This is a genomic window from Acidilobus sp. 7A, from assembly GCF_003431325.1.
In the GTDB taxonomy this organism is placed as follows: Archaea; Thermoproteota; Thermoprotei_A; order Sulfolobales; family Acidilobaceae; genus Acidilobus.
Map to the genome: position 1 here is coordinate 1,454,800 of NZ_CP010515.1, position 13,814 is coordinate 1,468,613.

General features: G+C 55.7%; 11 protein-coding genes. 6 read left to right on the forward strand and 5 right to left on the reverse strand.

The genetic code is table 11. From position 1 onward, the window contains the following. The first annotated feature begins 76 nt into the window (after nt 1–76). Nucleotides 77–3,721: a reverse gyrase gene (gene rgy / locus SE86_RS07460; RefSeq protein WP_211096572.1), complete on the forward strand. Its 3,645-nt coding sequence runs from the start codon at nt 77–79 to the stop codon at nt 3,719–3,721. Here rgy and panB read toward each other — a convergent pair. Both panB and SE86_RS07470 read right to left on the reverse strand, forming a co-directional pair. Further along, nucleotides 3,708–4,571, reverse strand: coding sequence for a 3-methyl-2-oxobutanoate hydroxymethyltransferase (gene panB / locus SE86_RS07465; RefSeq protein WP_117354923.1), 864 nt, complete (start codon nt 4,569–4,571; stop codon nt 3,708–3,710). The genes rgy and panB overlap by 14 nt on opposite strands. Next, nucleotides 4,535–5,497 (reverse strand): ketopantoate reductase C-terminal domain-containing protein, encoded by a 963-nt coding sequence (locus SE86_RS07470; RefSeq protein WP_117354924.1) that lies wholly within the window; start codon nt 5,495–5,497, stop codon nt 4,535–4,537. The genes panB and SE86_RS07470 overlap by 37 nt, the downstream gene beginning before the upstream one ends. Before the next feature lie 76 nt (nt 5,498–5,573). Between SE86_RS07470 and SE86_RS07475 the strand changes: the two genes are divergently transcribed. Both SE86_RS07475 and SE86_RS07480 read left to right on the forward strand, forming a co-directional pair. Next, on the forward strand, nt 5,574–5,840 hold the full coding sequence (locus tag SE86_RS07475; protein WP_117354925.1) for a ribonuclease P subunit p25 family protein: 267 nt from the start codon (nt 5,574–5,576) through the stop codon (nt 5,838–5,840). Between the two features lie 73 nt (nt 5,841–5,913). Beyond that, nucleotides 5,914–6,321 (forward strand): translation initiation factor IF-5A, encoded by a 408-nt coding sequence (locus tag SE86_RS07480; protein WP_117354926.1) that lies wholly within the window; start codon nt 5,914–5,916, stop codon nt 6,319–6,321. A 49-nt stretch (nt 6,322–6,370) separates the two neighbouring features. On the opposite strand, the gene tfb is transcribed toward SE86_RS07480, so the two are convergent. Then, nucleotides 6,371–7,327: a transcription initiation factor IIB gene (gene tfb / locus SE86_RS07485; RefSeq protein ID WP_117354927.1), complete on the reverse strand. Its 957-nt coding sequence runs from the start codon at nt 7,325–7,327 to the stop codon at nt 6,371–6,373. 226 nt (nt 7,328–7,553) lie between these two features. Between tfb and SE86_RS07490 the strand changes: the two genes are divergently transcribed. Beyond that, nucleotides 7,554–8,333, forward strand: coding sequence for a GTPase (locus SE86_RS07490; protein WP_117354928.1), 780 nt, complete (start codon nt 7,554–7,556; stop codon nt 8,331–8,333). Here SE86_RS07490 and SE86_RS07495 read toward each other — a convergent pair. After that, on the reverse strand, nt 8,330–10,168 hold the full coding sequence (locus SE86_RS07495; RefSeq protein WP_117354929.1) for an aldehyde ferredoxin oxidoreductase family protein: 1,839 nt from the start codon (nt 10,166–10,168) through the stop codon (nt 8,330–8,332). The genes SE86_RS07490 and SE86_RS07495 overlap by 4 nt on opposite strands. A 206-nt stretch (nt 10,169–10,374) precedes the next feature. On the opposite strand from SE86_RS07495, the gene SE86_RS07500 reads away from it, so the two are divergent. Both SE86_RS07500 and SE86_RS07505 read left to right on the forward strand, forming a co-directional pair. Next, nucleotides 10,375–10,824, forward strand: coding sequence for a DUF2153 family protein (locus SE86_RS07500; RefSeq protein WP_117355210.1), 450 nt, complete (start codon nt 10,375–10,377; stop codon nt 10,822–10,824). Nucleotides 10,825–11,128: 304 nt separating this feature from the next. Next, on the forward strand, nt 11,129–11,431 hold the full coding sequence (locus SE86_RS07505) for a hypothetical protein (protein WP_117354930.1): 303 nt from the start codon (nt 11,129–11,131) through the stop codon (nt 11,429–11,431). Here the strand turns inward: SE86_RS07505 and SE86_RS07510 are convergent. Then, complete coding sequence (locus tag SE86_RS07510) at nt 11,428–13,695, reverse strand: adenosylcobalamin-dependent ribonucleoside-diphosphate reductase (RefSeq protein WP_117354931.1); 2,268 nt, start codon at nt 13,693–13,695, stop codon at nt 11,428–11,430. The genes SE86_RS07505 and SE86_RS07510 overlap by 4 nt on opposite strands. Nucleotides 13,696–13,814 lie beyond the last annotated feature (119 nt).

Genomic DNA, 13,814 nt, shown 5'->3' on the forward strand with positions numbered 1-13,814 from the left:
CAGAAGTTGAACCTGGAAACCCTTAATACCCTAGCTCCCTAGAAACCAGTTAACATGGTAATATATGGGAGAAGCTGTGCCAACCCTGCTGCCAGTATATGAAAGAATGTGTCCTAACTGCGGAAGGGAAATAACAGCTGACAGACTTGAGAAGGGCCTCCCCTGCAAGGAGTGTCTCCCTACGGAGATCAACACTAATGATGTGATAGAGATAGGCCTGGAGCTCTCAAGAAGGGGGAACCTCAAGGGGTACAACTTCCTCTACATAATGGAGAGGGACTTCAGGGAGTTCTCGAAGTTCTTTGAGGAGAAGTACGGCTTCAAGCTCTCGAGCGCGCAGAGGAGCTGGGCTAGGAGACTCCTCTCGAATGAGAGCTTCTCCATAGTAGCCCCCACTGGGGTAGGCAAGACAACTCTCCTGATGGCATACGCCGCCTTCATGTCATCCAAGAGGGGGCAGAAGGTCATCTACATAGTTCCAACGGAGAACCTAGTCGTTCAGACAGCCGAGAGGCTGTCCTTGATGCTAGGGGATGGGGTGGTATTCTACTACAGCAGCATGCCGAAGGGCCAGAGGGACGAGATGCTGGAGAGAATAAAGGGCGGGAAGTTTTCGGTGACTGTCATAACTCCAGGATTTATGACTAGGAACTTTGACGTATTGAAGGCCTCGGCACCATTCGACATAATGGTAGTTGACGACGTCGACAGTCTTCTGAGAAACAGCAAGAACATAGACAGGGCCCTGATGCTCATAGGGTTTGACGAGGAGACCATCCAGACCGCCTTGAAGGTGGTCCAGGAGAGGCTGGAGCTGGCAGCCCTTGAGGCCTCAGGTAGGGGCGAGGAGAGAATTAAGCAGCTGCAGGGTGACATAAGCTCGCTCACACTCAAGATAACAGAGAAGGTCCTCGAGGGGCACAAGGGCCAGCTGGTGATAGCCTCTGCTACGGGCAGGCCGAAGGGCATCAAACACCTGATCTTCAGGGAGCTCCTGGGCTTTGAGGTGGGAGGGGGCACTGATTACCTCAGGAATGTGATTGACAGCTATATAGTAACGTCGAACGTTGTTGGCACTGCTGTAGAGGTTGTCAGGAAGCTGGGCAAGGGAGGCATCATATTCGTCTCTCAGGCCCTCGGGAAGGCCTACGTTAAGGAGCTCGTTGCAAGGTTAAGCGAATCTAACGTAAGAGCCGTACAGGCGCTTACGAACTCGCGGAGGGCCGTTGAGAAGCTCGCCTCGGGCGAGGCCGACGTCGCGATAGGCGTAGCGAGCAGGTATGGGACTCTCGTCAGGGGCTTAGATCTGCCTGAGGTGATAAGGTACGCGGTATTCCTCGGCACTCCAGCCATCAGGGTTGAGCTTGGCACAGCCCTGCTCTCGCCCAGGAGGCTCCTGAGGGCCCTCCTCTTCCTTGAGGAGAGGGACCAGAGCTTCAAGGGGTACAGGGAGAAGCTTGAGGGCCTCTTGAAGAGCTATAACGTTGACAGTAACGTAGTGGCAGCTGCAATAAGGGGGCAACTGGAGGCCAGGGGGAGGCTTGAGGAGCTGAAGGAGCTAGTGCTTGAGGCCTCAGCCAAGGCAGCCCAGGCGCTCTCGGGCATGCTGAGTGAGGACGGCCAGGTGCTTAGGATAGGCACGATGGTGCTCAGGAGGGAGGGTGACAAGGTGTGGCTGTACTCACCTGACGCACCGTCCTATCTTCAGGCCAGCGGGAGGACAAGCAGGCTGTTCCGCGGTGCCATGACGAAGGGTCTCTCGGTGGTCATTGATAGCATTAAGGATCTAATCGATGCTATGCAGGACAGGCTCAGGTGGATGAGCCAGGCCTCGTTTGTGGAGTTCAGCTCGCTTAAGCTGGACGAGGTCATGCATGATATTGAGGAGAGCAGAAAGGAGACCGGCAACAGAAAGACCGTTAACATAGTCACGGAGCTCATAGTTGTGGAGTCTCCAACAAAAGCGAAGACTATAGCTAACTTCTGGGGCAGGCCTGCCAGGAGGTCTGAGGGAAGGGTCAACATTTATGAGACCACGGTGGTTGACCAGGAGACAAGCACTGTGCACCTCATAATGATAACGGCCTCTAAGGGCCACATCTACGACCTTGTGGTCGAGGGCAGCACAGAGAACAACAGTATATTTGGAGTCAGGTTCAACGAGCACATAGAGCCTCTCTACGCTACAATTAAGAGGTGCCTGAGCTGCGGCTACCAGTTCACGGAGGACGTTGACAGGTGCCCAAGGTGTGGCTCCACCGCAATAATTGACTCAAAGGGCGTGGCTGACACGCTTAGGAAGCTGGCCACGCAGGTCGATAGGGTCATAATAATGACTGACCCTGACAGGGAGGGTGAGAAGATAGCCTGGGACCTCTACCTGACAATGAGGCCCTACAACCAGAGCATATACAGAAGCGCCTTCCACGAGGTCACGCCAGGCGCCTTCATGGAGGCCCTGAGGCACCCAGGCAACATAGCCATCAACCTAGTTAACGCACAGATAGCCAGGAGGATAGATGACAGGTGGATAGGCTTTACGACAAGCCAGTACCTGTGGCTTGTTATGAACAAGAACTGGCTCGGGGCCGGCAGGGTTCAGACGCCCGTGCTGGGGTGGATTATAAGCAGGTATAACGAGTATAAGGATGTCATGGGCTATAAGGTCAGAGCGCTCCTGCCGTCTGGCACGCCTGTAATTTTCTACACTAAGTCGTCTGAGGACGCCGAGGAGGCATCAAAGCTCAACGTTGCAGCTGCCATCACCGAGAGAGTGTGGCAGGAGGACTCAAACCCAATGCCACCCTACACCACTGATGAGATGATATTTGACGCCTCAGCAAAGCTTGGGTACTCGGCAGAGCTCACTATGAAGCTTGCCCAGGACCTCTTCTATTCAGGCCTCATAACGTACCACAGAACTGACTCAACAAGAATATCAGAGGCCGGCATGCAGGTGGCCAGGCAGTACCTGGAGTCTCATGGACTTGGCAGCTACTTCAAGCCCAGGAGCTGGGGCACGGGCGGGGCGCACGAGGCCATAAGGCCCACGAGGCCGTTAAGCGCAGAGGAGGTTGAGAGGGCGATACTTGATGGCTCCCTGAGGGTCCCCATGGCCCTCTCTGGAGCCCACTACAGGCTATACCAGCTGATATTTGAGAGGTTCTTGGCGAGTCAGATGGTGCCGGCCACCCTTGAGAAGGCCTCCGTGACCCTGAGGCTCGGGAAGCTCTCCCAGAGCCTTGAGGTGGTGACCTCAATCGTCAAGGATGGCTACACTGCTATAACGAAGCCGAAGGTAGAGGGCTGGGTTCAAAGGGAGGCAGGCAAGGAGTATGAGGTGCCGTTGAGCAACGTGGTTATGTTCAAGGGGAGCCTGGTGCAGCCCTACAGGAGTGGCGACGTTGTGATGCTGATGAAGAAGAAGAACATAGGCAGGCCCAGCACATATGCGAAAGTGATAGAGGCTAACATAAGGCACGGCTACGTGATTGAGACCAAGAGGCTGAGGTTCCTCATACCGACGCGCCTTGGTATAGAGGTCTACAAGCTGTTGAGCAGCTCGCCGTTTAGCACACTGCTAGACGAGGAGGCCAGCAGGCGCTTGGAGGAGGGCCTTGACTTGATAGAGTTGGGCTCTCAGGACCCGGCGAAGTTTGTGCTGGCGCTCAGGGACGAGCTCTACAGGAAGCTGAGCGAAGTCAACCTCAGGCTGAAGTGACCGACTTTCCCTTGAGCAGCTCAGCCAACCTCTCGTGCTCCCCCTCCTTCATGTGCCAGTACATGCCATCCTGAGGGAACTTGCCCTCCTCAACCTCGCTCTTATATGCCTTCACAGCGCTCAGCATTATGGACCTTAGGTCAACGTAGCGTTTAGCGAAGGGCGGTGAGGCGTCGGAGAGGCCAAGTACATCATGGATTACAAGGATCTGACCGTCACATGCTGGCCCTGAGCCTATACATATGGTTGGCACGCTCACCCTCTTAGTTATCTCAGCAGCGACCTCAGAGGCCGTGTACTCTATAACTATGGAGAAGGCCCCAGCCTCAGCTATTGCCTGGGCGTCATCTATGATAGACCTGGCCTCGCCCGCCGACTTGCCCATGAGCCTGTAGCCCCCGAGCAGCTTGTGCTTCTGCGGCGTGAGGCCCACGTGCCCCATGACCGGTATCCCTGCCCTGCCCATAGCCTTCACAACGTCAACGTAGTCTGAGCCGCCCTCCAACTTAACGGCGTCGGCCCCCACTCTAAGGAACTCGCCCGCATTCTTGACAGCCTCAGTGACGCTGGCCTCATAGCTCAGGAACGGCATGTCTGCCACTAAGAGGGCCCTTGGCTGCGCCCTTGCCACAGCCGCGGTGTGCCTCAGCATGTCATGCATGTCGACCTGAAGGGTTGATGGGTTGCCAAGCATGACCATCGAGAGCGAGTCGCCAACTAATATAATGTCAACGCCAGCCTCATCAACGATCTTAGCAGTTGGGTAGTCATAGGCTGTTATCGCCACTATTGGCTTCTTCCCCTTCATTCCAACTACCTTGCGCACGGTGACCTTCTCCCTCTCAGCCACCGTGAGGCCACCTCGACAGCTCTGTAGGCTGTAAGGTTAATTACGGCACGTGACGCAGTCTTAAGGGACTCCTCCCACACGGCCAAGTTTATGTACCTGAGCTCCGTATCCCTCCCAGCCGCTAGGTCCTGGACTGTCGAGCTGCAGTTCTCAGCGGTTTCCCTTGCGGTCCTCATGGTGGCTTCCACGGGGTCCTCGGCCAGCTCTATGCCGAGCCCCTCTGCGACGAGCCCCGTCTCCCTAGCTAGGTCACCCGCCAGCTGGGCAGCCGGCAGGTCTTTAGCAATGACACCGTTCTTATCCCACGATAGTGCCGTGACAGGGTTTATGGCGCTGTTAACTGCGAGCTTCAACCACCGCTCTGAGTCAAAATCCTTGGGGTTTACGACCTCAGCGTCGAGGCCGCCAGCCTTTATTATAGTTGATAGCTGTGACAGCAGCTCAGGGTCGCACCCTGTCCTGCACCCAATGACGACTCTCCTACCCCCAGTGTAAATAGACGAACACTTGGACGTCCTAGTACTGCCATAGTAGAGTACCATGCCAGCTGCCCTGCTGCCCACCCTGCCCTCAAGGAGCTCGAGGGCGCCAAGGCCGTTGTGGGGCGACACTAGGAGCCTTGGCTCAAGCCTTAGTGCCCCCTCAAGCGCGCCACTGGCGTCATAGGACTTCGTGAACAGCATAGCGACGTCGTAAGGTCCCCTCACGGAGTCCCAGCCGCAGACCTTGACAGGGCCCCTCCAGAGCCCCTTTACCAGGAGCTCCCTGGTTTCACAGCCCCTGGTGCCTCTGTCGATTATGTCAACTTCGGCGCCCCCAAGCCTCAGCGCCGCTACCATCACTGAACCGGCAGCGCCGCAGCCCCCAACTACCGCGACCCTGAGGCGAGCCTCGATTGTTATGCCCGCCAGATATGTTAGACTCAAGCACAAAAAGGCTAATAGGGACGCCTCACTGTTTAGCTTAAAAACCTGTAGTTCAAGATCTTATGGGGGATGGCTATTGGAGGGCAGGAGCAGAATTAACGTGTCATCAAGCGGCACGGCTGAGGACTACGCGCTTCAGGCAATACTTGAATTTAATAAGGGCTTCAAGCAGGTTGAGCTCTATGCGGACAGCGACGACGCGTGCAAGCTTATAGACGCATACCTTATTATGAAGCAGAGGATGGGGGAGGCCCTTAGGCTGGCCTCAGCAGACGTGGGCTCCTCAAGGCCGAGGGGCAGGAACCAGGGCTACATGAGCATAATACTTGAAAGGCTTGCATGAGGCTCCTGCAGGGCCCCCTTGAGAAGGGAACGCTTTTAAGACGTCGCGGCAGTAGCTTCACAGGTGAAGGTAAATGAGCATTCAGTTCGCCACGCTGGGGGACCTTAAGAAGGGCAACTATATAGTGATAGATGGCGAGCCCTGCAGGATAGTTGAGATAACTAAGGCTAAGACAGGGAAGCACGGGAGCGCCAAGGCTCACGTGGTGGCGATAGGCCTCTTCTCTGGCACCAAGAAGACCCTAGTGGCTCCGACGGACACGCAGGTGCAGGTGCCAATCATAGAGAAGAGGAACGGCCAGATACTTGCAGACCTGGGGGACTCGGTGCAACTAATGGACATGGAGACCTACGACACGATAGAGGTTGAGAAACCCAAGGATGACCCAGAGCTGCTTGAGAGGCTTAAGCCGGGCGCCCAGATAGAGTACTGGCTCATAATGGGGAAGCCTAAGATAATGAGGACTAGGCCGGAGGAGTAAACAGTTAAAGCTTAAAAAAGAACCTGAAAGGTCTCAAGGCCTAACTTGTTTACTGTGCCTCACCCTTGAGCTCGTCGCCAACTAACTCCTTGTACCTGTTCCTCACGGTAACCTCAGTCACACCAGCGACGTGGGCTATCTCCTTCTGCGTCCTCCTCAGGCCGTTCCTGAGTGCCGCCAGGTAAACTGCGGCTGCCGCCAGGCCGCTGGGGTCCTTGCCGGCTGTGACCCCCTTGCTCCTGGCCTCCCTAAGTATCTTGGCGGCCTCTATAGTAACGTAGTCGGGAAGCCCGAGGGTGCTGATTATCCTGCTGATGAAGAGCTCAGGTTCTATAACCGGGATCTCAACGTCCAGGTCCCTCACAAGGAGCCTATAGCAGCGGGCCACCTCCCTCTTGGTGTCAGCGTTCTTGTTCGGCAGGTTCTTAACTATGTCATCAATTGTGCACGGTATCTTAAGCTTACGGCAGGCCGCGTAGATGGTTGCTGCCACCACGCTCTCTATACTTCTTCCCCTCGTCAGGCCCTTCTCAGTGGCCTCCCTATACAGCTTGGAGGCCTCCTCCTTGATGCTGTCTGAGAGCTCCATCCTGGTCGCTATCTCGTCTAGGATCTTCAGGGCCTGGTTTATGTTCTTCTCTATGCCGCTGAGGGTCCTCCCCATCTTGAAGCTACGCTGAAGCCTTAGGTTCTCGATTCTCTTCGACAGGCCCCTTATCCTCTTGCCGCTGCCCTCGTGGAAGCTGCCCAGGTAAACGTCAAGTCCCATGTTTGGCTTAGCGAGGGACAGGGGACCTCCAACCCTGGTCCTCCTGGCCCTCTCGTCAGGAGTGTAGGCCCTCCACTCTGCCTCGTCGCCTATGACCTGCTCCTCTATTATCTCGCCTGTGTCAAGGCATATTCTGGCTCCTGTATTAGGGTCGTATATTATGTGCTCAGGGGGGCACTTGGAAGGCCCAGGGGCAGCGGACCCCTGGGCCTTCTTAGGCTGATCAGCCTCCGACAAACCTCTAACCCCCTAAATATTTTGCCACTATTACTAGGAGAGCAAAGCTTATAAACTAAGATGCCTGAGCTCACAGAACATCCCAAGGTGACATCTGGTCACTAGGATAAGGCCCTGTGCTAAAGGGAACCTGCAGCGCAGCTAACAACTAGCACAGAGCTTATGTACGCGTGAAGCTAGAGCCTTACAGAGAATAGCCAGGGAGGCAGAGTAAAGGGGACAAAAGATGGAGCTCGCAGATTGGAGAACGCTCGCCAGGGTGATAAAGAGGTCAGACGGCGTAATAGAGGTGCTTGATGCAAGGGACCCCCTGGGCACGAGGAGCCTGAGAGCCGAGGGGATAGCCAGGGCCTTCGGAAAGAAGGTCATAATAGCTATAAACAAGGTTGACCTCATACCGAAGGACGTGGCCAAGAGGTGGCTTGACTACTTCGATTCGCTCGGCCTAAGGGCTGTCCTCGTCTCAAGCCTGAGGGGCTATGGCAAGGGGACCCTTAAGGCTGAAATGTTGAAGGTCTCCTCAGGCGGAACCTCGACATTTTCAGTGGTTGGGTACCCCAAGACAGGCAAGTCAAGCGTAATCAATATGTTCAAGGGTTATAGGAGCGCCAGCGTCAGCAAGGTGCCGGGCAGCTGGGGCCACACCAAGGGCTACACTATATATAGGGTCGCTAAGGACATCTACGTAATTGACACTCCAGGCACAATACCCGTTGAAGGCGACGAGCTGGAGTCGATAATAAGGGGCAGGAGCCCTGAGGAGCTAAGGGACCCTGTGAGGCCGGCAGTCCTCCTGATAGAGAGGGCCCTGAGGTACAACCCAAACTCCATAGCTGAGGCCTACGGCGTGCTTGAGATCGATCCCTATAAGATACTGGAGCGGATTGCTATGAGGAGGATGTGGATATACAAGAGCACCCATGAGCCAAACATAGAGGAGGCGGCTAGGACCGTGATAAGGGACTACCACAGGGGCAAGCTCTGGTTCTACGTCCCGCCGCCCTAACCCAGCCTTACGTACTTCTCCAGCTCCGGTATGACGTAGTCGAGGCCGAGCCTATGCAGGGTCTCCCTGGTTGGGACGCCGTTGTGATCCCAGCCCCTCAGGTCATAGTAGTAGTCAAGCAACTGGTTGTACTTGTCATAGTCTAGGTGCGCCCCGGCCAGCGGTCCCTTGGTTAAAGGCTTCTTGAACCACTTCACGGGCGGCATATCATAGTCCCTGCTCCAGCCCCCTTTCTCTCTTATCCAGATGGCCCTCATGAGTGCGTAAATTCTGTCTCCAAGCGCGTAGAGGTCGTCCCAGCTGTACTTGACGCCCGTGGAGTAGTACAGGAGCAGCGGATAGTGGTCGAGGCTGAGGCCCACCTCTACCCATGGTAGCCTACACGTGGTGAAGCTCTCGAAGAGCCCTCCCCTTATCCTCTGGAGCTCTATTACCTTGGCTGCTTTCTCCTTTGAGTAGGCGAACCTGTCGTTCTGGACCTCCCAGCTTATCACCCAGGCGTCCTTGTGATGCGCCCCAATGGGGCTTGTGGCGAACGCTAGGGCCATGCCTGGGGCGGCGTGGCAGTCGTAGGCGCTGACCCCAAGGCCCTTGACGTCCATTGAGAAATCGCAGCCGCCCACCTTCCTGCAGGCCCCGGAGCTGGCCTCTGCCAGTAGGTTCCCCAGCGGGGTTGACCTTCTGGCTATCTGATAGGCGACGTCAGCCAACGTCTTTATGTCGCCCCACTCCAGCTTATGTCCGCCGTCGTAGTCCTTCAGGAGGCCGGCCTGGCTCGCCTCTATGGCCCAGCTGAGGGTAGTTCCAAGGCTCTCGGTGTCGTAGCCCACCTGGTCACCTATCCTGTTTAGGTATGCGGCGTCAGCGAGGTGATCTATTCCAACGTTGCTGCCGAGCAGTGCGACGTTCTCATAGTCAAGCTCGCTCTTAACCCCCTCCCTATCAAGGACCACGTTGCCGCACTGCATGTTGCAGTTAGGGCAGCCCCTCTGATCGACCTTCATGGACTCCATGGTGAAGCCGTCTATGCCTTTGAAGCCTTCGAAGACGCCCTCATCGAAGTTATAGGCGGGGAGGACGCTGGTCTCCTGCGCCCAGTCTATGGTGTACATGGTGCCCTGACGCATCCAGAACTGATACCCTGGCCTGTTCTTTATCTCTATCAAGGCCTTAGCTGCCTCGACGTTGTACTGCTTGTCATCGTAGAGGTCAGCCTTCTCGCTGCCCCTTATTACCACAGCTTTAATCTTCTTTGAGCCCATAACAGCCCCTATGCCCGGCCTCCCGCCGCTCCTGCCCTCCTGACTTATCACGGTGGCGAACTTCACAAGGTTCTCCCCGGCAGGCCCTATCTCCACTATGCCCGCGAAGCGACCGTAGCGCTTTCTTAGCCTCTCCTCGGTTGTCCACGTGTCGAGGCCCCACAGGTCGTCCGCGCTCTCAAAATCGACCTTGGTACCCTCTATGTTAATTATTACAGGCTTGTCCGAGGCGCCACTGAAGACTATGGCGTCTAGTCCCGCCTTCCTCATCTCATTTGAGAAGAGCGTGCCTATGTTTCCATCTCCATAGCCCCCAGTCAGGGGGCTCTTGGCTGCCACCTGTAGCTTTCCCGTGCTTGGCCCCGGGAGGCTGCTGAGCGGCCCTATGGCGAATATGAGGAGGTTGTCAGGTCCAAGGGGTTCGGCGCCGGGCTTCATGTACTCCCACATAATCCTGGCAGCCAGCCCCCTGCCGCCCAGGTACATGAGGGCCCACTCGGCCGGGTAGTTAACGACCTTCGACTCCCTCCTAGTCACGTCTAACCACAGCAGCCTGCCGCTCCATCCCTTCATCTCGCGTTACCAATCGTTTGATGTGAGGGAGGAAGATTTATAAAGTATAGTTTTGTGCCATATATAAGTACCCACATGTAGGCATGAAGATGCACATGGGGCCTAATCCTTGCAGGCCGCCCAGGGTCAGCGCAGCCTTAACGACTGTAACTTAGGGCATTAGAATAATAGGCCTGGACCTCCCAGGTCAGACTCAGGTGCAGAACGTGTCGTCCAGGCAAGACTTAACAGAGTTCCTGCGTAACCTGGATAGATGGGTGCTTATGCAGCAGAGCGTGCTTCAGACGTTCAAGGAGAACGAGAAGAAGGTTTCTCAGTCGGACAGGCTCGAACTCATAGTTAACACCAGGCTTGCCTTCAGCCACATGATGAGAACAATAAAGGCCTTCGACGACTGGCTCCAGGACCCCTTCATAACCACTAACGCACCCAAGGACCTCCTGGTGGAGGTGTGGGAGAGGACCGTCAAGATACTCGAGGATCTTCTCGAGCTTGACATAGAGCATACGTCAGGCATGAAGAAGACCCTCGACGAATACTCAAAAAACGGCCAGCTCAACCCGATATTGACAAGGCTGAGAGAGATAGGGTCCACAATAGGAACTGAGCAGGAGAGGGGTCGCGGCGAGGTAGGGGGTACAACCATATCGTTCTAGGCGATCAACTGAGCGGCAGCGTGAAGACCTTTTTATTTTAAGACGTCTGAACATGAGTACCTCTATCGACTAGGATGATAGCCTCTACTCACCTGCAGGGCCCAGCGTTTAATTAGGGCAGCTTAAAACCTAGTTTATTTAATCAAAAAGGCTTCGAATAGATCGACGGGCTGCAGAGAGGCCCTAAGGCCTACAGCCGGTGGCCTTGAACTTAATGAAATAAAGAGCTGGCGGCGACGCCAGCGGGTGCGGGCGCGGGAAACCTTTAAAACTTTGAGCTATCATAAGCCCTAGGTGATGCTCTGTGTCCGAGCAACCTAAGAAGCAGGCCCAGGCCAAGAGGCCCTCCGGCGGCAGGGCGGCTAAGCAACAGCAGGCCAGGGCGCAGGCGGCGCCTCAGCTTGACGTGACCCAGGAGCTCATAAACAGAGCCAAGAGAGACATAGGTAAGATGAGCTATGTCACCCCATCGAAGCTCGCCGCTAGCCTAAACGTGAAGCTATCGCTTGCAAGGAAGGTGCTGAAGAGACTGGCTGCTGATGGCGTTGTCGACGTGCGTGTGAAGAACAGGAGAATAATTGTCGTCGTTCCTAAGTCATCGTCTTAGAGGTCGCAAGTAGGGCAACCGCCGGCGTACTCCTCACTAACGGCAGAGATCGTAGAGTCTCCTACGTTTATGGCCCCTGGGATCATCCTTGCCTTAGCCCTTATTTTCAGCGCTGGGGGCTCCTTGATCAGAGAGTCAAGGTCGCCGCTGACCTTGAGGACCTGAGCGCCTTTGCTTTGGTCTCTGAATACAGTTATGCCTTTGCACTTAAGCCTCCAGGCCTCAAGGAAGACCCCCTTAACGTCGTCAAGGGTAGCGTCCTTCCTCATGTTAACGGTCTTGCTGACGGCGTTGTCAACCCACCTCTGGAAGACCGCCTGCATCTTCACGTGCCAGCGCCAGTCCATATCCAGGGCCGTTGCCAACACGTCCTGGTACTCCTTGGGGACCCAGTCGAGCCCTCTCACAGACCCGCCGTGCCTTATTATCTCCTTCACCCTCTCAGGCGTCAGGTTGTTTGAGGATTCAAGCCAATCCTTCAGGAACCTGTTAACCTCTATCCAGGAGAACAGGGAGCTCTGCCTGATGTATACGAGTGAGTAGAAAGGCTCTATGCTGCTGCTGGCGTTGGCTATTATGCTTATGCTCCCCGTGGGGGCTATAGTAGTTACAGTGGCGTTCCTCGTGCCTTCTATCATCTCCAACCTAACCCTGTCCCAGTCAAGCTTAGGCCTTGACTCAACTATGGTGTGAACGTGCTCAGAGACCTTGGACTCGTCATATATCATGGAAGGGCTGAGCTGGGGCTCAAAGTTGAATCTGCCCTCCTTGTGTATGCTCCCTGGGAACTCAGGGTATGGGCCTCTCTCAGCCGAGAGCCTGTTGCTCTCGTCCCTAGCTACATAGGCTATAAACTCCATGAGCTTATCTGCTAGGAAAAGTGCGGAGTCGCTGTCGTAGGGCACTTTAAGCTCAGCCAACATGTCGGCCCAGCCCATAACTCCAAGGCCTACCTTCCTATTGCGCTTGACCGCCGCCTCTATCTCAGGCCTGGGGTACCAGGAGGCCTCTATGACATCGTCTAGGAATCTCACGGCGACTCTTATGTCGTGCTCGAGCAGCTCCCAGTCTATGGAGCCGTCCTTGATGAAGCGCCCAAGGTTAATAGAGCCCAGGTTGCAGGCCTCATGGCTCAGGAGCGGCGTCTCGCCGCACGGGTTTGTTGCCCTTATTCTGCCGAGCCTCGGGGTTGGGTTGTGTTCATTTATAGTGTCAAGGAACACAAGCCCTGGGTCGCCGCTCTCCCAGGCCGCCCTGACGGCTTCATTAAGGACCTCTGTGGCGCTGACGCTTCTCTTAGGTTTACATCTTCTCCATATGTCAGCTAGGTCGCCGCTGAGGGCCCCCACAAGCTGGGGGCACTCGCTGGGGTCGTATAGGTTCCACTGGGAACCATTAACGGCTGCCATAATGAAGGCGTCGTGCACTCCCACGCTTATGTTGAAGTTCTCGAGGCCCCCTGGCAGCTTCGAGTTTATGAAGTCCTCAAGGTCGATGTGGGTGTCGTGAAGTACGCCCATCATGGCGGCCCTCCTCCTACCCCCCTCCTTTATTACGTCCGCAACCTCGTCGAAGAGCCTCATGAAGCTCACCGGGCCGCTCGCAGTGCCACCAAAGGACAGCGGCGCCCCCCTCCCCCTCAGCGGCGTGAAGTCGAAGCCCGCCCCGGCGCCCGTCTTGAAGATCCAGGCAGCAGCGTTGAGGGCAGAGAATATGGAGTCCATATCGTCCTCCACTGGAATCACAAAGCATGCCGCCAGCTGGTGGTACTTGGTCCCAGAGTTCATGAGGGTTGGACTGTTAGGCATGAACTTGCCTGACGACATAATCTCATAGAACTCCTGCCTGACAGAGTCCATGTGACCTCCAAGGCTCAGCTCCGGCCCAGCTACAAAGGAGGCGACTCTCTCAAGCATCTCATTAGGCGTCTCAACAACGCGCCCCTCGCGCTTCACCAGGTACCTCTCGTAAAGCAGGTTAAGCCCGACCCAGCTGGCCCAGGACTCGAGGCCCTCAAGCTTCTCAGGGGGATGCTGGCCCCTCTCCTCGTAAATTCTGTATAATATTAACCTCCTCGCGGCCTCCTCCCACCTGCTGTCCATGAGGTCCCATGAGGCGAAAGAGCTAAGGGCTCTGGTGAATAGGTCGCTTGGGCTGGCCGTCGGGTAGCGCAGGAGCTCAAACTCTATCTCTGAGGGGTCGAGGCCTGCGCCTTTGGCTGCCTGCTTGGCCCATGTTATGACCTTGGTTCTGTTAACATCCATTGAGTACCCCTCTACTTATTTGCGGGGAAAATTAATTAATTCGTAGCATTTGCAGGAGGTTTCGTGGGACACGTTACGGATGGTGCTACATAAAAGCGGGCTCTAACGTATACCGTTGG